At 72.5% G+C, this 20,008-nt stretch carries 15 protein-coding genes; 5 read left to right on the top strand and 10 right to left on the bottom strand.

What is annotated here, in order from left to right:
* The first annotated feature begins 27 nt into the window (after nt 1–27).
* Nucleotides 28–2,082 (top strand): TPM domain-containing protein, encoded by a 2,055-nt coding sequence (locus ACFRU2_RS27785; protein WP_382977291.1) that lies wholly within the window; start codon nt 28–30, stop codon nt 2,080–2,082.
* A 56-nt stretch (nt 2,083–2,138) separates the two neighbouring features.
* Nucleotides 2,139–2,858, top strand: a complete 720-nt coding sequence (locus ACFRU2_RS27790) for a PspA/IM30 family protein (protein ID WP_382976903.1) — start codon at nt 2,139–2,141, stop codon at nt 2,856–2,858.
* A gap of 55 nt (nt 2,859–2,913) precedes the next feature.
* On the opposite strand, the gene ACFRU2_RS27795 is transcribed toward ACFRU2_RS27790, so the two are convergent.
* The 9 genes from ACFRU2_RS27795 to ACFRU2_RS27835 form a co-directional block, all read right to left on the bottom strand.
* Nucleotides 2,914–3,576, bottom strand: a complete 663-nt coding sequence (locus ACFRU2_RS27795) for a hypothetical protein (RefSeq protein ID WP_382976906.1) — start codon at nt 3,574–3,576, stop codon at nt 2,914–2,916.
* 92 nt (nt 3,577–3,668) lie between these two features.
* Nucleotides 3,669–6,269, bottom strand: a complete 2,601-nt coding sequence (locus ACFRU2_RS27800; RefSeq protein ID WP_382977294.1) for a SpoIIE family protein phosphatase — start codon at nt 6,267–6,269, stop codon at nt 3,669–3,671.
* A 185-nt stretch (nt 6,270–6,454) separates the two neighbouring features.
* Complete coding sequence (locus ACFRU2_RS27805) at nt 6,455–6,883, bottom strand: ATP-binding protein (RefSeq protein WP_375948101.1); 429 nt, start codon at nt 6,881–6,883, stop codon at nt 6,455–6,457.
* A 242-nt stretch (nt 6,884–7,125) separates the two neighbouring features.
* On the bottom strand, nt 7,126–7,527 hold the full coding sequence (locus tag ACFRU2_RS27810) for a (deoxy)nucleoside triphosphate pyrophosphohydrolase (RefSeq protein ID WP_382976909.1): 402 nt from the start codon (nt 7,525–7,527) through the stop codon (nt 7,126–7,128).
* A 41-nt stretch (nt 7,528–7,568) separates the two neighbouring features.
* Nucleotides 7,569–7,772, bottom strand: coding sequence for an SPOR domain-containing protein (locus ACFRU2_RS27815; RefSeq protein ID WP_254382854.1), 204 nt, complete (start codon nt 7,770–7,772; stop codon nt 7,569–7,571).
* 160 nt (nt 7,773–7,932) lie between these two features.
* On the bottom strand, nt 7,933–9,624 hold the full coding sequence (locus ACFRU2_RS27820) for a purine-cytosine permease family protein (RefSeq protein WP_382976911.1): 1,692 nt from the start codon (nt 9,622–9,624) through the stop codon (nt 7,933–7,935).
* A 483-nt stretch (nt 9,625–10,107) separates the two neighbouring features.
* A complete protein-coding gene (locus ACFRU2_RS27825) occupies nt 10,108–10,860 on the bottom strand; it encodes a GntR family transcriptional regulator (protein ID WP_382976913.1) in 753 nt (250 codons plus the stop codon).
* A gap of 126 nt (nt 10,861–10,986) precedes the next feature.
* Nucleotides 10,987–12,165 carry a DUF4190 domain-containing protein gene (locus tag ACFRU2_RS27830; protein ID WP_382976916.1) on the bottom strand — a complete coding sequence of 393 codons (1,179 nt, stop codon included), beginning with the start codon at nt 12,163–12,165 and terminating at the stop codon, nt 10,987–10,989.
* A 119-nt stretch (nt 12,166–12,284) separates the two neighbouring features.
* Nucleotides 12,285–13,859, bottom strand: a complete 1,575-nt coding sequence (locus ACFRU2_RS27835) for a S8 family peptidase (protein WP_382976919.1) — start codon at nt 13,857–13,859, stop codon at nt 12,285–12,287.
* 220 nt (nt 13,860–14,079) lie between these two features.
* Here ACFRU2_RS27835 and ACFRU2_RS27840 point away from each other — a divergent pair, with 220 nt between their 5' ends.
* Nucleotides 14,080–15,201 (top strand): threonine synthase, encoded by a 1,122-nt coding sequence (locus ACFRU2_RS27840; protein WP_382976922.1) that lies wholly within the window; start codon nt 14,080–14,082, stop codon nt 15,199–15,201.
* 64 nt (nt 15,202–15,265) lie between these two features.
* Nucleotides 15,266–16,156, top strand: a complete 891-nt coding sequence (locus ACFRU2_RS27845; RefSeq protein WP_382976925.1) for an EamA family transporter — start codon at nt 15,266–15,268, stop codon at nt 16,154–16,156.
* 4 nt (nt 16,157–16,160) lie between these two features.
* Here the strand turns inward: ACFRU2_RS27845 and ACFRU2_RS27850 are convergent, their stop codons facing one another.
* Nucleotides 16,161–19,544 carry an NACHT domain-containing protein gene (locus ACFRU2_RS27850; RefSeq protein ID WP_382976928.1) on the bottom strand — a complete coding sequence of 1,128 codons (3,384 nt, stop codon included), beginning with the start codon at nt 19,542–19,544 and terminating at the stop codon, nt 16,161–16,163.
* Between the two features lie 251 nt (nt 19,545–19,795).
* Between ACFRU2_RS27850 and ACFRU2_RS27855 the strand changes: the two genes are divergently transcribed.
* A complete protein-coding gene (locus tag ACFRU2_RS27855) occupies nt 19,796–19,936 on the top strand; it encodes a hypothetical protein (RefSeq protein WP_382976931.1) in 141 nt (46 codons plus the stop codon).
* The last annotated feature ends 72 nt before the right edge of the window (nt 19,937–20,008 follow it).

The following is a 20,008-nucleotide window of genomic DNA, read 5'->3' on the forward strand; positions in this document are numbered from 1 at the left end:
CGGACCGGCCTCGCCCTCGCGGCCGCGCTGCTCGCGCTCACCGGCTGGGCGACGGCCACCGCTCCGGCCGCCCGGGCCGACGACCCCGTCACCCTGTCCCAGCAGGGGCAGATCACCGACCGCGTGGGCGCCCTGGGCGACCGCAAGCCCGAGGTCACCGCCGCGCTGGACAAGCTGTACGCCGACCGGAAGGTCCAGCTGTTCGTCACGTACGTGCGCGACTTCTCCGACCGGTCCGCGCAGAGCTGGGCCGACGCCACCGCCCAGAAGAACGGCCTCGGCCAGAACGACGTCCTGCTGGCCGTCGCCACCGGGGCCCGGCAGTACGCCTATTCGGCCGATGTCGACTCCGGATTCACCAAGGAGCAGCTCGCGGCGGTCGCGCAGACCGCCATCGAGCCGGCCCTCAAGCAGAACGACTGGGCGGGCGCCGCGATCGGCGCCGCCAACGGCTACGACGCGGTCCTGGGCGGACAGCCCGTACCGGTCCCGGCCATCGTCCCCGGCGAGGCCGACCCCGGAGGCGCCGCGGCGAGCGGCGGCGAGAGCGGCGCCGGGGACTTCGTCCTCCCGGTGGTCGCGGTCGGCGCGGCCGGCGCCCTCGGGGCGTACGCGTACACCCGCCGCAAGCGCAAGCAGGCGGGCGGCGGCAGCGGCGGCTCGAAGACCACCGGCTGGTCGGGACAGGGGCCCGGCCCCGTTCCGCTGCCGGAACTGGACGCCAAGGCCAAGGCCCTGCTGGTGGAGACCGACGACGCGATCCGCACCAGCACCGAGGAACTCGGCTTCGCCACCGCACAGTTCGGCGAGGAGGCGGTGGCGGCCTTCACGCAGGCGGTGGAGTTCGGGAAGGGCGAGCTGACGGCCTCCTTCCGGCTGCGCCAGCAGCTCGACGACGCGTACCCGGAGGACGACGCCACCCGCCGCCGGATGCTGGACGAGATCGTGGCCCGCTGCACGGAGGCGAGCCGGCGGCTCGACGCCGAGTCGGCGGACTTCGACCGGCTGCGGGACCTGGAGAAGAACGCCCCGCAGGCGCTCGCGACCGTGGAGGCCCACTTCCGCGCCCTGACGGGCCGTACGACCACGGCGGAGGCGACCCTCACGGCGCTCGGCCGCCAGTACGCGGACTCCGCGGCGGCGCCGGTGGCCTCCAACCCCGAACAGGCCAAGGACAGGCTGCTGTTCGCGACGACCAGCCTCGGCGAGGCCCGCGCCGCGATCGACACCGGCGACAACGGCAAGGCCGCCGTGCACGTCCGGGCGGCCGAGGGCGCCGTGGACCAGGCGACGACCCTGGTCGACGCGGTGGAGCGGCGCGCGCAGGAGCTGGCGGAGGCGGCCGGGAAACTGCCGGGCGCGCTCAACGAGACGGACACGGACCTCGCCGACGCGAGCGGGCTCCTGACCGGCACCGCCGAGGGCACCTCGACCGCCGATCTGCGCGGCCGGATCAGCCGGGCGCAGGCCGTACTGGCCGACGTACGGCAGGAGCAGAGCGCCGGCCGGTACGACCCGCTGGACGCGCTGCGCCGCGTGGAGGAGGCCGACGCGGCCCTCGACGAGGCGCTGGCCGGGGCCCGCGAGCGGGAGTCGGGCCGGCAGCGGGCCGCGGCCCTGCTCGATCAGGCGCTGCTCACGGCGCGCAGCGCGATCGGCGCGGCCACGGACTACATCACCACCAGCCGGGGCGCGATCGGCAGCCAGGCCCGTACCCGGCTGGCGGAGGCGCAGCGCCACCTGGAGCGGTCCACGTCCCTGGCCGGCTCGGACCCGGCGGGCGCGCTCGCCGAGGCCCAGCAGGCGGACTCGCTCGCGCGCCAGGCGCAGCAGCTGGCCGAACAGGACGTACGGGGCTACCAGAACCCGTACGGCGGTGGCGGCCGGCAGCAGGGCGGCGGCATGGGCGGCGCGGTGCTCGGCGGGATCATCCTCGGCGAGATCCTGGGCGGCGGCCGCGGCGGAGGCGGCTTCGGCGGCGGGGGCTTCGGCGGCGGCTTCGGCGGGGGCGGCGGACGCGGCCCCGGCTCCTTCGGCGGCGGCGGCACCCGCGGCCGCATGGGCGGCGGCGGCCGCTTCTGACGCACGCACTCTCCCCTTTCCCCTTCCTTCCCTTCCTTCCCAAGGAGACGGACCACATGAGCAAGCAGAGCATCCTCGGCCGCGTCACCCAGCTCGCCAAGGCCAACATCAACTCCCTGCTGGACCAGGCGGAGGACCCGCAGAAGATGCTGGACCAGCTCATCCGCGACTACACGAACAACATCTCCGAGGCGGAGCAGGCCGTCGCCACCACCATCGGCAACCTGCGGATGCTGGAGGCGGATTACAAGGAGGACGTGGACGCGGCCGCGGAGTGGGGCGGCAAGGCCCTCGCGGCGAGCAAGAAGGCCGACGAGCTGCGGGCGTCCGGGTCGGCGGCCGACGCCGACAAGTTCGACAACCTCGCGAAGGTCGCGCTCGGCCGCCAGATGCAGTCGGAGAAGGAGGCGAAGACGGCCGCGCCGACGATCGCCGCCCAGACCGAGGTGGTCGACAAGCTGAAGGCCGGCCTGGACTCGATGAAGACCAAGCTGACGGAGCTGACGGCGAAGCGCGACGAACTGGTCTCGCGGGCCAAGACCGCGCAGGCGCAGAACACGATGATGGACGCGGTGAAGAACATCGACGTACTGGACCCGACCAGCGACATCAACCGCTTCGAGGAGAAGGTCCGCCGCGAGGAGGCCATGGCCCTGGGCAAGCAGGAACTGGCCGCCTCCTCCCTGGACGCCCAGTTCGAGTCCCTGGACGACCTCGGCAAGACCTCGGAGATCGAAGCCCGCCTGGCCGCCCTGAAGGCCGGCCGGGCCGCCTGACGGTCCGGCACGACGTGGCGGGCCGTCCCTTCCGGGGGCGGCCCGCAGCCGGGTCTCACCAAGGGCTGCGGATCTTGACGCCCAGGGCGCGGACCCGTTCCCGGCCCTGTTCGGGGAGTCTCAGCAGGAGGTCCTCGCCGACGACACCGTCCCGCCGCCAGATCCCGTAGAGGGTCTCCAGCGCGGCCTCGGAGACCTCCGGGTCCTGGTCCGCGGCGGCGCCCATCAGGGCCTCGACGACGATCCTGGAGCGGAGCGAGCCGACCGCACGCGCGATCGCGACCCGTCGCTCCGCCGGGACCTCCGGGTCGGTGAGCGAGCGCAGCACGTCCGCCGTGTCACGGGCGTCGCTGTAGGGCAGTACGGCGGTCACGTAGGTCAGCTGGGTGGCCAGCAGGATCAGGAACAGGTGCGGTGTGATCAGGAGCATCGGCAGCGCCGGGACCAGGACGAGCAGCACCATCCAGCCGCCCCGGATCTTGAACGGGCCGCCGCTCGGCGGCTCGTACCGGCGCCCGGCCAGCGGGACGATGACGAGCATGGTCCCGACCGTGAGGAGGGGCACCAGGATCAGCACCAGCCGCAGCGCCATCGCGAACTCGACGCCGGCGGCCCCCTTCTCCATGGAGGCCACCGCCCACGCCACGGCCCCCACGCCCGCCAGTGCGGTCACGACGTACCGCCACAGTGCGGTCCACAGCCACTTGCCCGCGCTCATTCGCTCTTCCGTTCGTTCCCCCGTGTGACGCGGCCCCGGACGGGTCGCGCTCACTCTTACGCGCTCACTCTTACGCGCTCACCCGTACGCGCTCACCCGTACATGCTCAGCAGTTGTTCCGCCGAGAGTTCCGTCACCGATTCGGCCACCGCGCCCGGGAGCGGGAGCTCGAACCAGACCGTCTTGCCGCGGTGGGTGCGGCGGGTGCCCCAGCCGGCGGAGAGCAGGCCGACCAGTTGGAGGCCGCGGCCGCCCTCGTCGGTGTCGCGGGCCCGGCGGCGGCGGGGCTGGACCAGGTTGGCGTCCCAGACCTCGCAGACGAGGGTCCGGTCCAGCAGGAGGCGCAGTCGGATCTCTCCCTCGCCGTACCGCAGGGCGTTCGTGACGAGCTCGCTGACCAGGAGTTCCGTCGTGTCCAGGAGTCCTTCCAGGCCCCACGCGGGCAGCTTGGCCCGGGCCAGTTCGCGGGCCCGGCCCACCGACCGGGCCTCGCGCGGGAGCTGCCAGTCGCCGACGGCGTCCACCGGAAGGCCCTGGACCCGGGCCATCAGCAGCGCGATGTCGTCCTCGCCGTGCCGGGTGTCCAGCGTGTTCAGGACGTGGTCGCAGACCTCCTCCAGCGGGCGCGCGGGGTCGGCCAGCGCGTCGCGCAGGCCCCGTAGGCCCTCCTCCAGGGGGTGGGTCCGGGATTCGACGAGGCCGTCGGTGTAGAGCGCGAGCAGTGCGCCCTCGGGGAGTTCGACCTCGACCTCCTCGAAGGGTTCCCCGCCGACGCCCAGGGGCATTCCGGTGGGGATCTCCAGCAGCAGTCCGGGGCGGGGCGTGCCGCCCTCCTCCACGGGTTCCACCAGCACCGGCGGCATGTGGCCGGCGTTGGCGATGGTGCAGCGGCGGGTGACCGGGTCGTAGACGGCGTAGACGCACGTCGCGAGGTACACCTCCGAGCGGTCGGCGTCCCGCGAGTGCAGTGCGGCCCGGGAGGCCTGTTGGGAGCCGCCGGGCGCGCCGAGGCCCCGGGCGATCTCGTCCAGCGCGGTCAGCACCTCGGCCGGTTCCAGGTCGAGCAGCGCGAGGGTCCGTACGGCGGTGCGCAGTTCGCCCATGGCCACGGCGGCCCGCAGTCCGCGGCCCATGACGTCGCCGACGACCAGCGCCGTGCGGTGCCCAGGCAGTTCGATGACGTCGAACCAGTCGCCGCCGACCTCGGTGGCGGCGTTCCCCGGCAGGTAGCGGCAGGCGATGTCGAGTCCGGCGGCCTCCGGGTCGCCGGGGGGCAGCAGGCTGCGCTGGAGTATCAGCGCGCGTTCGTGTTCGCGCCGGTAGAGCCGGGCGTTGTCGATGCAGACGGCGGCCCGCGCGGCGAGCTCCACCGCGACCGCCCGGTCGCGTTCGCCGAAGGGCTCGCTGCCCTTGGTGCGGGAGAACTGGGCGAGTCCGACCACCGTGTCGTGGGCGACCAGCGGGACGACGAGCGTGGACTGTACGAGGTCCCCGGACTCGGGCCCGCCGCCCTCCACCAGCCGCGGCCGCGCCGTGCGCAGGGCGAACGCCCCCGGCGAGCCGGCCGGGTAGCGGTGCACCTCCCCTACGGAGACCAGCGCGCCCGGACCCGACAGCGGCGCGTCCGACACGGCCGAGGAGAAGGCCACCCGCCGCAGCGGCGCCGAGGGCGCGCGTCCCGTGCCCTGGCCGGGCAGGGCCGGCAGGCCGGGGCCCTGCGGGCGGGCGGGGCGGTCGTCGTCGCCGAGCAGCAGCCCCTGGTAGAGGTCGACGGCGGCCAGGTCGCAGAAGCCCGGGACGGTGACGTCGAGGAGTTCGCGGGCGGTGGTCTCCAGGTCGAGGGAGTTGCCGATGCGGTGTCCGGCCTCGTTCAGCAGGGCCAGGTTGCGCCGGACCCCGGCGGCCTCGCGGGCGGCGAGGTGGCGGCGGGTCACGTCGATGCCGATGCCGGCGACTCCGATGGGGCGGCCGGTGCCGCCGTGGACCCGGTAGAGGTTGATGGACCAGTGGCGGTTGTCCCGGCTGCCGGGGGCGGCGCCGGTGATCTGGAGGTCGTTGACCGAGTCCCCGGTCTCCAGGACCCTGCGCAGTGCTTCGGCCATCCGGTCGGCCTCGTGCGCGGGCAGGTAGTCGTGGACGGTGCGGCCGCGGTGTTCCTCGGCGGCGCCGCCGAAGACGGTGGCGAAGCGGCGGTTGGCCCGCTGCACGGTGAGGTCCGTGCCGAAGAGCAGGAATCCGAAGGGAGATTGGCCGAATATCGCCTGCGAGGCGGCCAGATCGGATTCGATCCGGCGCAGCGCACGGACGTCGACCACGACACAGAGCGCGGCCCGCTCGGCGGCTTCGGTCTGGGTCGGCATCACATAGATCTCAGCCACCCCGTGCGCACCATCGCCGCCGGGGATCCGGAAGGGGATCAGGCCCGTCCATTCCTTGCCGTCGAGAATCTCGGCCACTCGGCGGTGTGCGCCGGCGCGCAGCTCCGGGGGCATGAAGGCGTCGACGGGGTCACGGCCGACGGCCTCGGCCGCGGTCAGCCCGAAGAGTTCCTCGGCGCGCAGACTCCACTGGTCGATCAGCCCGTCGGGCCCGATCGAGAAGGAAGCGACCTTTATGTAGTCATATATCGAGCCAGGCGGGCTGCTGTGCCACAGGGAGTCGCGCCAGGTCTCCCCAGACGCTTCCCCGGGCACACGGGCCTGATGTGCCTGTACAGGTATCTCGCTCACGCGACCGTCCCCTCCAGCTCACCGCAACCGGACCGGCCATGACCGAAGTATTCAGCACCACGGCGCTCTACGACACGGCCTTCGCGATCACAAAAAGATCCCGTTGTTTTCCAGCCAAGCCGTGTGATCGTCGGCTGCCCCTCACCTTGTTACTCACCAGGAAGAGCCAATTCGAACCACACGGTCTTCCCCGACTTCCCGTGCCGGGTCCCCCAGCGCTGTGCCGACACGGCCACCAGGTGGAGTCCGCGACCCCCCTCGTCGTCCGGTTTGGCGACGCGCTCCCGGGGTGGATCCGGAAGCGGATCCGAAACCTCCACGAGAAGCGCCGGACCCGAGGGAGCGTCGGCGACGGCCGGATTGCGCCGTACGAGACGGACTCCGATGGGGCCGGAAGCGTACCTCAGGGAGTTGGTGACCAGCTCGCTGACCAGCAGGACGGTGACATCACCGACGGCGTCGAGACCCCAGTCGCGGAGGGTGCCGCGCACCGCGTGGCGGGCGGTGCGGACGGCACCCGGTTCGGCGGGAAAGGCCCATTCGGCGCATTCACCGTCAGTGTCGATCACGCCGATCACTTCCCGGGCCGGCTGGCGACCCCAGTCCGGTTCGAGGGGGAACAGAACCTCGGGTACACGTACGAGATAGGGATTAATAGCGACATACCCGATATTCACGGCGTCGTACCACTCGGCCCCCCACCGACCGGCGCACTGTGGCGCAGACGGCCTAGCGCGTGCGCGTCACGCGCCCCCGCGAACTCCGGGGACGCCGCGTACTCCCGGAACGCCGCGAGCCTCGCCAACGCCGGCGGACGCGCTCAGCCGGCGGCCGCGCTCAGCCGGCGCCCCGCCTCGGCGACGGCCGGGCGGTCCTGGTCGAGCCAGTCCACCGAGTCCAGCTCCTCGGGCCGGAGCCAGCGCAGCTCGTCGTGGTCCTCCAGCGGGAGCGGATCGCCCGAGAGCAGCCGGGCCGTCCACACGTGCAGGACGAGGCCGGGCTTCAGCGGCCACTCCCCCGGGATCCGCTCCAGCGCCTCGGTCTCCACGCCGAGCTCCTCGCGCAGCTCGCGCACGAGCGCCTCGGGTACGGATTCACCCGGCTCGGCCTTGCCGCCGGGGAGCTCCCAGCGGCCGGCGAGCTCCGGGGGCGCGCTCCGGCGGGCGGCCAGCAGGCGCCCCTCATGACAAAGGGCTCCGCCCACGACCACTCGTACAGTCATGGGCGGAGCCTATGGCAGCGGCGACGGGTGCGCCGCACTGCTCAGTTCCTCGTGCCGGTCCGGCCTGCGGTGCTGTCCTGGCCGAGCCGCTCGATCCAGTAGAGCTGCTTGTGCCCTCTGCTTTCGAGGCTGTCGGCGACCTTCTGGGCCTCGGCCCGGGTGGAGTACCGGCCGACCCGGTAGCGGTTGCCGTTGTCGTCCTCACGTATGACCAGCCACGGGAGCAGGGCACCGCTGTCGTTCATCGCGTTTCACCCTCCGCCGACGTGCCTGCCCGGGAAACCGCATTGCGCATATGCCCGAGCGTACGCCCGACCTTTACTCAGCGGATACGGTTTTTCACGAAGAGGTACCTCACAGGCGTACGCATCCGGCCATGCGTACGAGTGGGCCGTGCGCGCCGGTTCAGAGCCCGCGCACGGTCGGCAGCGGCAGGATCACCGCTCCGCCCGGGCTCGCCTTGCGGCACACGTCCCCGCAGGTGGCGTCGAGGGAACAACAGAGCGAGCAGATCGGGCCGGAGACGACGGGGCAGTCGGCGATGTCCGGGAGCTCGTACGCGGACTCGCAGACGGCGCAGAGGTGCGTGGCGGTGACGTCCTCGACCACCACGTCCGGGCCGTTGACCGTGTTCGGCCTGGCCAGGTAGTACTTCCCTTTCGTCGCCCAGGCGATCAACGGGCAGAGGACGAGCGCGAGTCCGGCCGCGATGAAGGTGGAGAAGGCCTCCGCGTATGTCCCGAAAAGGCCGAAGAAGGCGAGGATCGAGACGGTGGAGGCGATCACCATCGAGCCGAAGCCGGCCGGGTTGACCGAGTAGAGGTAGGCCCGCTTGAACTCGATGTACGGCGGGCTGAGCCCGAGCCGCTTGTTGATCACGAGGTCCGCGGCGACGGCGACGATCCAGGCGATGCCGACGTTGGAGTAGAAGCCCAGCAACTTGCCGAGCATCGCGAACATGTTGAGCTCCATCAGCGTCAGCGCGATGCCGAGGTTGAGGAAGATGTACCAGACGCGGCCGGGGTGGCGGTGGGTGACCCGGGAGAAGAAGTTCGACCAGGACAGCGAGCCGCTGTAGGCGTTCGTGACGTTGATCTTGATCTGGGACACGATGACGAACAGGGCGGCGACGGGCAGGGCGAGACCGCCGAGCCAGGGGCGCAGCGCCTCCAGTTGCGGGGCGATCGGCTCCAGCGCGTGGGTCTTGCCGACGGCCTCCAGGGCGACGAAGGCGAGGAAGGCGCCGCCGAGCTGCTTGGCGGCGCCGATGATCACCCAGCCGGGGCCGGCGGCGAGCACGGCGAGGTTCCAGCGGCGGCCGTTGGCCGGGGTCTTGGCGGGCATGAACCGCAGGTAGTCGGCCTGCTCGCCGATCTGCGCGATGAGCGAGAGCGCGATGCCGGTGCCGAAGCCGAAGCCGATCCAGGAGAAGCCGGAGCCGGCTCCTTCCGTCCCGCCGAAGTGCGCGAAGGCGCCCCAGGCGTCGGGGGCCTCGAAGGCGAGCACGAGGAAGGGCAGGACCAGCCCGATCAGCCAGATCGGCTGGGTCCACGCCTGCACCTTGGCGAGGGCGCCCATGCCCTTGAAGACGATCGGGATGACGATGAGCGTGGTGATCAGGTACCCGATCTCCACGGGCAGTCCGACGGCCTGGTGCATGGCCTGGGCCATGATCGAGCCTTCGAGCGCGAAGAAGATGAAGGTGAACGAGGCGTAGATGAGGGAGGTGAGGGTGGAGCCGAAGTACCCGAAGCCCGCACCTCGGGTGACCAGGTCCATGTCCAGGCCGTACGTGGCGCAGGCGCGGGCGATGGGGATGCCGGTCAGGAAGATGACGACGGCGGCCGCCAGGATCGCGGCGGCCCCGCTGGTGAAGCCGTAGGCGAAGACGATGGAGGCACCGATGGCGAAGTCGGCGAGGTAGGCGATGCCGCCGAGGGCGGTGCCGGCGACGGTGCCGGGGCCCCAGCGGCGGAAGGAGTGGGGCGCGTACCTGAGCGAGTAGTCCTCGCGGCTCTCGTCGGCGGCGAGTTTGGCGTAGCTCCGGCGGGGTGGCTGCGCCGCGGGGGCCGTGGCCGGGGTGGCGGTATCGGTCATACCGCCGGAAGGTAGGCCCGGCATGTGACGGCCCGTCACCCTTGGGCATTGCCCGGGGGTTACGCCCCCGGACCCCACGTGACGACGGGGTTAAAGCCCCGCGACCCCCTGTCCGCGTTCCGGTGCGGCGCCGTTGCCGGGGGCTCCGCCCCCGGACCCCCGCTCCTCAAACGCCGGAGGGGCTGGGGGGAGGGGCTGGGTTGTCGCCGGAGGGGCTGGATCGTCGCCGGTGTCAGCCGCATGTACGGGCAGTGCCGCCGGGCGTAGCGGCGGGCCGGCGCCCGGCGCTGCGCTCCCGGACTGCCCTGCGGGCAATCCAGCCGGCCAACGGCCACGTACGGGCTGGCGCCGGGCAAATCCAGCCCCTCCGGCGTTTGAGGAGCAGGGGTCCGGGGACTGGTCCCCGGCAGCGGCGCCGCACGGTGCATGGGGCCGCGCGCCCCGGGGCCGCCGCCCGCCCGGGCCACCGCACGCCCCCCGGGTTCACCTCACCGGCAGGTGGTACGCCAGGCGGTAGCGGTCGGCCGGGATGACGACGTCTGCCGTTTCCACGGCGCGGCCGGACGCGAAGTACGTGCGCCCGATCACCAGCACCACATGCCCCGGCACCCCGCCGAGCTGCATGTTCTCCTCCGCGAGGCCGGGCCGCGCGCCGACCTCCTCGACCACGTTGTCCACGACCACGTCGATCGCGGCCATCCGGTCCACCACCCCGGACCCGCCCAGGGGGCCCTCCTCCGGCAGCATCACCGGGCTCCGGCCGGTCACGGCGAGCGGCTCCCAGGAGGTCGACAGCATCATCGCCTCGCCCGCGTCGCGGTAGACGTACCGCGTCCGCATCACCCGCTCGCCCGGCTCGATGCCGAGCCGCTTCGCGATGTCGGCCGGGGCGGCGGCCTGTTCGCTGCTGGAGTCCCAGGTGCCGCGCGCGCCCGCATCCGCCTGTTCCTGCCGGAAGGGGGTCGAGACCCCGCCGGTGCGGTAGCCGGAGCGGGCGACGCGCCGCGGGACGGGTTGCTCGCGCACGTAGGTGCCGGATCCGGACCGGCCCTCGACCAGCCCCTCCGCCATGAGGACCTTGCGCGCCTCCAGGGCCACCGTGTCGGAGACCCCGTACTCCTCACGGATCCGGGCCTGCGAAGGGAGCCGGGCGTGCGGAGGCAGGGACCCATCGACGATCTTCCGTCGCAGATCCCCGGCGACGCGCAGATAGGCCGGCTGCTCGCCGAAAGTCACAGGCCACTCCCATCAGGTTGACAGACAGCTACACCCTGGCAACCGACGGTTGTCCATCGCAAGCAAGGGCCAGAGTTTCACCCGAAGTGATGAAGCCAGGTCACTCAAACCCACGCGTCACACGCGTTACGCGGACTCCCGGGAAGGGCTCCGGGCGGGACCGGGTGAGGTGCCGGGCGGAGGACCCGACCCGCCCCCCTCGCGCCCCTCGTCCCCCTCGGGTCCCTCCAGCCACTCGGGCACCGTCGTCGACAGGCCGTACGCCCCGCGCAGCGCCTTCTCCAGCTCGACCGGCAGCGCGGCGGTCGCCCGGTCCCACGCGTCCAGGAACGCGTCCTCGGTCTTCGCCCGCTCCGCCTGCTGCCACGCGAGCCGTGCGACCTCCAGCCGCTCCCGCTGCACCCCGGCCGGACCGGCCAGTTCGGGCCGCTCCTTCACCGTGTCCAGGAACCGCGACTCGGCGCCCAGTGCCGCATCCATCGTCCACGCCCAGCCGTTGTAGGCCTGCAGCGCGTCGGCCACCTCTTCGTCCGGCTGCTTCCCCAGCGCCTCGTCCACCTCCTTCATGACCTTCAGGAAAGCCACCTGCTCGGGCGTCAGCTTGCCCGCATCGTTGCGCAGGCTGCCGCGGTGCTCCCGGTCCGGGGTGCCGATCACGCACACGATCCGCCGGTCCCCGTCGCTCCAGCTGCGGCGCGAGGGGGCGAAGTAGTACAGCTCCGCGTAGGCCGGCAGGGCCCAGGTGTCCATGGCGTACGCGTCCTGCGCGCTCCAGCACTCCTCCGAGACGATGTTCCTCATCCGCTCCGCCCCGGGGAAGCCCGGCTCGCTCATCGAGGTCGCGGAGGTGACCTCCGCGTCGTGGATCTCGGTGCAGTCGATCCGGAACACGAGGGGCGCCTCGGCGAGCAGGTCACCGCCGGCGACGTTGAAGCAGTGCCCGACGCGCAGTTCCGAGGCGTCGACGAGCGTGCCCTCCACGTCCTCGCGGAGCTGCGCCGCGCGCCGGGAGCCGCTCCGTTCGTCGAGGGTGTCCAGGGCCCGTCCGAGCACGGGGACGGCGACGGCGACGACGAGGCTCATCACCAGCGACACCACCAGCCCCCAGACGGCGAGCGCCTTGCCCCGTTCACCGTTCTTCCCGACCTGCACGAGGGCCACGATCGCGAAGACGATGCCGAGCGGCGGGAAGCAGAGCAGCCCGACGAGCAGGGAGGCGAGCGCGAAGCCGTTGAGCGGGCGCGGCCCGTACGCGTACCCCTGCGGGGGCGGGGCGGGCCACTGGTGCGGGGGCTGCGTGCTCACGGGACTCCAGGAGGGAGGCGAACGAATGCGCGAATGGTACGCAGCGGGGGGGGGCGTCGAAACGGCCGCCCCCGCCGGGTTCATCGCGTCACTGCCGCGCCCGGGTCAGAACGTGGGGCTCAGAACTGGAGCGCCCAGGAGTCGATCTTTCCGGTGTCGATGTTCGCGTTGTCGTTGACCCGGAGCTTCCACACGCCGTTGGCCACCTCGGAGGAGGCGTTGACCGTGACGGACTTGATGATGTTGTCCGCGCTGCCGCCGGAGCGGTTGTGCAGGTTGTACAGGGTGCCGTCGGGGGCGACCAGGTCGACCTTCAGGTCACCGATGTAGGTGTGCTTGATGTCGACCGAGACGCTCAGCGTGGCCGGGGCGTTGCCGGAGATCCCGCTGACGGTGATCGGCGAATCGACGGTGGCGTTGTCGGCGATCGCGTAGTCGGCGGTGTTCTCGAAGCGGGTGCCCGGGTTCGGCGGGGTGGTGGAGTTGCCGATGTTGAGCAGCCGGTTCGGGGAGCCGGTGCCGGGGCTGGTCACGACGTTCGGCGTGGCCGCGTTCACCAGGGCCGTGGAGACCTGGGCCGGGGTGGCCGTCGGGTTGGCCGCGAGGTAGAGGGCGGCGGCGCCGACCACGTGCGGGGTCGCCATCGAGGTGCCGGAGATGGTGTTCGTGGCGGTGTCGCCGGTGCCCCACGAGGAGGTGATGTTGGAGCCGGGGGCGAAGAGGTCCAGGACGGCGCCGTAGTTGGAGTAGCTCGCCTTGGCGTCGGTGTTGGTGGTGGCGCCGACGGTGATGGCCTCGGTCACGCGGGCCGGGGACTTGGTGTTCGCGTTGGTGGACTCGTTGCCCGCCGCGACCCCGTACGTGATGCCGCTGGCTATGGAGTTGCGCACCGCGGTGTCCAGCGCGGAGTCCGCGCCGCCGCCGAGGGACATGTTCGCCACGGCCGGCTTGACGGCGTTGCGGGTCACCCAGTCGATGCCGGCGACGACCTGGGCGGTCGTACCGGAGCCGTTGTTGTCGAGCACGCGCACGCCGACGATCTTGGCCTTCTTGGCCACGCCGTACGAGGTGCCCGCGACGGTGCCGGCGACGTGCGTGCCGTGGCCGTGGCCGTCCTGGGCGGTGTTGTCGTTGTCGATGGCGTCGAAGCCGTCGGAGGCGCGGCCGCCGAGGTCCTGGTGGGTCTTCCGGACGCCCGTGTCGATGATGTACGCCGTCACGCCCTCGCCGGCCTTGTCCGGGTAGGTGTAGCTCTGGTTCAGCGGCAGGGCCGCCTGGTCGATCCGGTCCAGGCCCCAGGACGGCGGGTTCGGCTGGGTGGTGTCGACGGTGAACACCCGGTTCTGCACGACCGACTTGACGGCGGGGTCGGCCGCCAGCTTCTTGGCCTGCGCCTCGGAGACCTCGATGGAGTAGCCGTTGAGGGCCGCGCTGTAGGTCCGGTCGATCCTCGCGCCGTACCGCTTGGCCACGGCCTTGCCGCTGTCGGCCGTGGAGCGGGCGGCGGAGTCGTTCAGGGTCACGATGTAGCTGCCGGAGATGGTGCCCTCCGCGCCGGCGTTCTCGATGACGCCCTGCGGGGCGAGCGGGGCCGCCGAGGCGGGTAACGCGAGTGCGGCTCCGAGGGCGAGGGCCAGTGTGGCGGTCGCTCCGATGCCGGTGATCTTCCGGCGGGTGTGACGCGTCGCGGACATGTGAGGGGTCCTCCTCATAGGTGGTGCGCTGCGGGGGGTGCGCGGCCGTCGGACCTGTCGTCAGGGCATGACTTTTAGCCATGCTCATGACAATCAATTCGGCCCAACGATGCGCCGCTGACGAAAGGTTGACCCACGGAGTCGCTCCACCACAAGAGGACAACGAACGCGTAACATCCGTGCCATACCTCGGCCATGAACGAGCAAAGGCTCACCGCACATGACGCACGCACTACCCGGCTACGTCTGCTCCGAAGACGGCACCCGTGCCGACGCCCGGACGGCTCCGTGGTGCTGCCCGCTCTGTGCCGGCCCGTGGGACCTCGACTTCGCCCCCGACCCGGCCGCCGTGCTGGATCCCGCGGCCGGGCCCCACTCGCTCTGGCGCTACGGCTCCGCACTGCCGCTGACGGGGGCCTTCGCCGTCACGCTGGCGGAGGGGAACACCCCGCTGGTGCCCCTGTCGGAGCGGGTGCACGCCAAGCTCGACTTCCTGATGCCCACGCTGTCCTTCAAGGACCGCGGCGCGGTGATGCTCGCGGAGGTCGCGCGCCGGCTGGGGCCCGAGCGGGTGGTGGCCGACAGCAGCGGCAACGCCGGTACGGCCTTCGCGGCCTACTGCGCACGGGCCGGGCTGAGCTGCGAGGTCTTCGTGCCGGAGGGCACCTCGGCGAAGAAGACGGAGCAGATGCGCGCGCACGGCGCGACGGTGACGGTGGTGCCGGGCGGACGCGAGGCGGCGGCGGTGGCGGCCCGCGAGGCGGCCGACCTGCCGGGGGTGTTCTACGCCAGCCACGTCTTCAACCCGTACTTCCTGCACGGCACCAAGACGTACGTCTACGAGATCTGGGAGGCGCTGGGCGGCCACCTGCCCGAGGTGATCGTCGTCCCGGTCGGCAACGGCACGCTGCTGCTCGGGGCCGCGCTGGCGGTGGAGGAGCTGACCCGGCGCGGGGTCCGCCCGCCGACACTGATCGCCGTCCAGTCCGCGGCCGTCGCCCCGCTGGCCTCCGCCTTCCACGCGGGCGCCGAGAACGCCGAAGCCGTCCCCCAACTCCCCACCCTGGCCGAGGGGATCGCGATCCCGGCTCCGCCGCGGGCCCGCCAGATCCTGGCGGCCGTCCGCGCGTCCGGCGGTACCTTCCTGACCGTCACCGACGAGCAGGTCCGCGCATCCCAGCTCGACCTGGCCCGGCGCGGGCTCTTCGTGGAGCCCACGGCCGCCGCCTGCTGGGCCGCGGTCGGGCCCACCGCACCCGACGACCCCCTCCGGGGCCGCACCGCGGTCGTCCCGCTCTGCGGCGCGGGCGCCAAGACGGGCCTGGCGGCGCCGGCGGCCTGACCGGAGCGGCCCGGTCCGGGGACCCCTCGATGGGTGCAAGGGCCAACGACATAGGCTCCGCGTCATGCGCACCCCAACGGCCCGTGTCTGGATCGCCCTCGCCCTCGTCTACGTCGTCTGGGGTTCGACCTACCTCGGCATCCGGATCGTCGTCGAGACCATGCCCCCGTTCCTCTCCGCCGGGGCCCGCTTCATCACCGCCGGACTCCTCCTGGCCGCCATCGTCGCCTGGCGCGACGGCCCGGCCGCCCTCAAGGCCACCGGCGCCCAGGTGCGCGCGGCCGTCCTGGTCGGGCTGCTGCTGGTGCTCGGCGGCAACGGCCTCGTCGTCCTCGCCGAGACCTCGATCCCCTCCGGGCTCGCCGCCCTCCTGGTGGCCGCCGTCCCGATGTGGCTGGTCGTCCTGCGCGCCGGCTCCGGCGACCGCCCCTCCCCCCGCACCGTGGCCGGGGTGCTGCTGGGCCTCGGCGGGCTCGCCGTCCTGACCAGTCCGGGGCTCGGCGGGGAGATCGCGCTCGGCGGGGTGCTCCTGGTGCTGGCCGGCTCCGTGTGCTGGTCGCTCGGCTCCTTCTCGGCGGCGAAGCTGACCCTGCCCGCGAACCCCTTCACCGGCAGCGCGTACCAGATGCTCGCGGGCGGCATCGGCGGGATCGTCGTCGGCCTGTGCCGCGGCGAACAGCACGGGCTGGACCTCACCTCGTACTCCACCAGGTCCTGGCTGGCCCTCGGCTACCTCGTGCTGTTCGGCTCCCTCGTCGGCTTCACCGCGTACGTGTGGCTGCTGCGCGCGGCTCCGCTCTCGCTCGTGGCCACGTACGCCTACGTGAATCCGGTCGTGGCCGTCGCCCTCGGCTGGCTCATCCTCGACGAGGCGCTGACGTGGCCGATCGTGCTCGGCGGTGCGATCGTCGTGGCGGCGGTGTGCGTGATCGTCAGCACGGAGCGGCGGGGCTGAGTCGTCACTCGTCCTTGTCGAAGGAGACGGAAAAGAGGTTGCCGCCCATTTCGGCGTGGAGCTCCGCGTCCGGCTCCCCGAGACCGGCGGCCAGTACCGCGCCGAAATCGCTCGGCATGAACCTCGTGCCTCGCGCGAGGGTCATCAGGAGACAGGGAACACGGAAGTGCGGCAACTGGACATAAGCGAAGACTGCTTCCCCGTAGCTGTTGGTCGTCTGGAGTTGGATGAGGACGGTCTCGTCCGGTGTCCCGAAGCCCTCGACCTCGGGTTCCGCCAGTGGCGCGGATCCGGCCTCGGCCGCGGTGCGCGTGAGTTCTGCCAGACGTCGCAGCAGATTCGCTCGGCGCTCCTCGGGCACCGCGTTCCAGGAGGCGGGGACGAGTTGTCGAGCGACGGAGTAGAGCGGCAGGAGCACGGTGGGGCGAGCGGTATCTGCCCGATCTGCGATCAGGTCGAGGGTCAGGGTGGGTGGCCATGACGCCAGCACCTTCTGGGCGCGGGTCCGGACTGAATAGTCCTCGTCGTCGAGGAGCTCAGCGACCGGGGCGAAGAGGGCGGGATCGCCCGGCCGGTCGGGCAACAAGGTCAGCCCCGTGTGCCTGACCCTGGGGTCTGGATCGGCCAGCAGGCTTGGGAGTCTGGCGGCAAGGGCACCTCCGGGACGGCGGGCCTCGTGTGGCATGCCGACGCTCCCAAGGGCCGCAGCGCGAAGGTCGGGGTCGGGGTGCGCAATCAGGCCGAGCAGGGCTTGGGTGACTTCCGGGGTGAGGGTCTCGCCGAGGGCGAGGGCTGCTGCCCGCACGATGGTGGGCCGGTCATCGGACAGCAGGACGAGCAACTCGCGCACAATGGCCGGATCATCCGTGCCTCGGAGCCGAACGGCAGCGGCGGTCGGGTTGTCGTTGCCGGTGACCGAGGCGAGAAGGGCGTAGGCGTCGCGGCCCGGCGGGTCGTCCTTGCGGCCGTCGGTGTCGTGCTTCACAGGCTCCGGACCGGCGGACGGAGTGGCTGCGTCGAGAAGATCCGCGGCCAAGTGGGCCAGCACGGTGGTGGGGTCGGCGGTCAGTGCACGCAGGGCTTCGAAGGCCCGCGGGTCCTGTCCCGTCGCAAGGATCTCCGCCGCCGTCATGCGTACCGCTATGTCCTCATCGAGGGTGGCCGCCTTGACGAGCCCCGTCAGCACCCTGTCGTCGGTGTGGCGGTGACGAAGAGCGCACACGGCGTTGAGCCGTACCGGTATCGCCGGATGCTCCAGCAGATCCAGGACTTCCGGCAGTACGAGGTCCACAGCACCGGTGGCCAGAGCGTCCCCCGGCCCGGTGACGGTTGCGTCCGGGCTGAGAACACCTTCCAGCAGAGCCCGGGCCACCCTTTCTCCGTCTCGTCCGGCCAGGGTCCTCCAGGCATCCTGGAGCGGGGTGCCGGGTACGACGATTTCGACCAGGAACGCCTCGACCTCGTCGGTCCTCACCATGGACAGACCGTGCAGGGCCGCAGCGGTCACCCGGGGGTCGTCCGAGGTGCGGGCCAGGTCCAGCACCTCGGCGGTGACGACGGGGGGCAGGTTGGGCAGCCATCTGCGCAGGAAGTCGACGGTTTCCGTCCGCTCCGATTCCGGTATGAGCAGGTCCGTGACCCGGCGGGCTGCCTCGGTCGCTAGGTGGGGCGGGACGGAACGGTGGTCGGGCAGCTCCCCGAGGATCCGGAGGGCGACGAACAGCGCGCCATGGAAGGGGTCCAGGGGGCGGTGCAGCAGGTGCTCGACCATCCGCATCACGGTGGCCGGCCGGTTCTGGCGGGCGAGGATGCCGCCTGCCATGCCCATGGCCGTCCGCCAGTCGGGGTCCAGGCAGCGATCGTCGGTCAGCGCCTCGATGAGCTCCCCCGCCGGCAGCTCCGACAGGTGTACCGCGACGAGGAACACGGCGAAGTACCGGTGCACGAAGAGGTACGGCACGTCCGCGCCGGGGCGGTGGTCGGCGGCGGGGGCCAGCATGCCCGCCTCGACGGAGAACAGCCTCAGCGCGCCCGCCGGGTCGTAGCCGGCCCCCGCCAGTTCCCGGGAGTGGCCCCGCAGCACCGTGAGGATGCGCTGGCCCGACATGCGGTCCCGCCAGCCCTCGGGGTCCGAGGCGAAGGCGTGGGCCAGGGGTGCCAGCACGCTGATCAGGCGGTCCACCTCGGCCGGTTCGACCACCGGGGTCGTCGGCCAGCGGTTCTCGGCGCCCAGGAACCGGCGCACCACCCGCTCCAGCACGGCGGACGGCTGCGCGGGGAGGTCGTCTCCCTCTTCGGCCAGACCGCACAGCAGGGCCGCCATGAGGGGCGCCTCGACCAGGGCCGCGACGGCGGCGTCGTTGGCCACGCGCTCCCGCAGGGCGGCCGCGGCCGGGGCGGACAGCCCCCACAGGTCGATCAACCTGTCGACCTCCGCGCGGCCCAGCGGCAGGAGCTGGGCCTCCACCGTCGAACGGGACGAGGTCGGCGGCCCCGTGTAGCCGGCCACCCTGCTGGTCACCAGCAGGCCGCCGCCGATCCGCTCGCTCCAGAGGGACAGCAGGTGGTCCACCCGGCCCCGCTCCGCGCGTCCGGGCAGTTCGTCGAGGGCGTCCACGAGAAGGGTGGCCCGGCCTTCGGCCAGCAGGGCGGCGAGGGTGTCCCGTAGGGAGGCGGGCACCGGATGCCAGACGGAGAGGCGGTCCACGAGGGCTTCGACGAGGCGGTCGTGGGGCAGGGCGGCGAGTTCGTCGGCGCGTAGGGGCACGGGGATCTCCGGTGGAGCGGGATCGGTCCCCTCCCCCAGTGCGTCCAGGGCCGTACGGGCGCGCCGTGCGGTCTCCGAGCGGATCAGCCAGGACTTGCCCATCCCCGCGTCGCCCAGGACGACGAGGTGGCGGTACTTTCCGGCGGCCTCGGACCAGGCCACGGGGGTGGGGTCCGCGGCGTGGCGTACGCGGACGGAGCGCGGGAGGGCGAAGAGGTCGAGGCCCTCGGGCACGTAGCGCGGGCGCCCTTCGTGCCGGGCCCAGTGCTCCAGTGCGGGGAGGAGGCCTTCGAGGTACGTGCGCAGGGGGTCGACGGGAGGCATCCGGCCCGGGGCCGGGCGCGGCGGTGCGTCGGCGCGGGCGGCTGCGGCCTGCTTGCGGAGGCGTTCGGCCTTGGCCGGGTCGCCATCGAGGGCCTCCACCACGAGGTGGAGGTTCCCCTGGGAGATCAGGCGACGTCCGGTGAAGAACGGTGAGAGCGTGCTCGCGGCCAGCCCGACCTGCCGGCCCAGGTCCGTGAAGGAGGGCCGGCCGGCCACCCGGTGGATGTCGTCCAGGTATTCGAGCAGCGCACGGAAGGGCCCGTCGGACGGCCAGTGCTCTTTCCCGAACGTCGCCATGTGCGCCCCTCCTCGCCCGGACCCCCGCCCGGTCCTCCCGTCGGCCCGGCGTTCGCGGACCGTACGCGCAGCGGATCGCCGTGGCCGGACGTCTGTGCTGGTCACGACCCCGCCGCCGGACGTGCCGCGGCCCTCGCGTACGCGTTTCGTCGCCACTTCCTTCCCCGCCGTCCGGGCGCCAACACCCTTGATTCAGCGGGCAGATCGGCCCGTCATCGCGAGAGGGGCGTCACCGTGGACGACTGGCAGACGTGGGTGCAGCAGCCACCGGGATCATCGGGCTGGTCAACGCGGCCGTGCGGCTCGGCGGCATGGTCCTGCGCCGGCGCGCGGCCGCCCGGAGGGGGTCCGCGCCGACCGGCGCGGTGGAGCGCGGGCCGGGTGGGCGTTGACCGTGCGCGGCCGGGGGCTCCCGCCCCCGGTTCCGCGGGACCGGCCGCGTTCCGTGTCCGTGCGCGGCCGGG

The sequence above is a fragment of the Streptomyces sp. NPDC056883 genome, assembly GCF_042788835.1.
Lineage (GTDB): Bacteria > Actinomycetota > Actinomycetes > Streptomycetales > Streptomycetaceae > Streptomyces > Streptomyces stoeckheimensis.

What these genes read in the sequence shown, in the direction of transcription:
- ACFRU2_RS27790 (WP_382976903.1), top strand. Translation starts at nt 2,139, where the DNA reads ATGAGCAAGCAGAGCATCCTCGGCCGCGTCACCCAGCTCGCCAAGGCC.
- ACFRU2_RS27795 (WP_382976906.1), bottom strand. Translation starts at nt 3,576, where the DNA reads ATGAGCGCGGGCAAGTGGCTGTGGACCGCACTGTGGCGGTACGTCGTG.
- ACFRU2_RS27850 (WP_382976928.1), bottom strand. Translation starts at nt 19,544, where the DNA reads ATGGCGACGTTCGGGAAAGAGCACTGGCCGTCCGACGGGCCCTTCCGT.
- ACFRU2_RS27815 (WP_254382854.1), bottom strand. Translation starts at nt 7,772, where the DNA reads ATGAACGACAGCGGTGCCCTGCTCCCGTGGCTGGTCATACGTGAGGAC.
- ACFRU2_RS27820 (WP_382976911.1), bottom strand. Translation starts at nt 9,624, where the DNA reads ATGACCGATACCGCCACCCCGGCCACGGCCCCCGCGGCGCAGCCACCC.
- ACFRU2_RS27840 (WP_382976922.1), top strand. Translation starts at nt 14,080, where the DNA reads ATGACGCACGCACTACCCGGCTACGTCTGCTCCGAAGACGGCACCCGT.
- ACFRU2_RS27845 (WP_382976925.1), top strand. Translation starts at nt 15,266, where the DNA reads ATGCGCACCCCAACGGCCCGTGTCTGGATCGCCCTCGCCCTCGTCTAC.
- ACFRU2_RS27835 (WP_382976919.1), bottom strand. Translation starts at nt 13,859, where the DNA reads ATGTCCGCGACGCGTCACACCCGCCGGAAGATCACCGGCATCGGAGCG.
- ACFRU2_RS27810 (WP_382976909.1), bottom strand. Translation starts at nt 7,527, where the DNA reads ATGACTGTACGAGTGGTCGTGGGCGGAGCCCTTTGTCATGAGGGGCGC.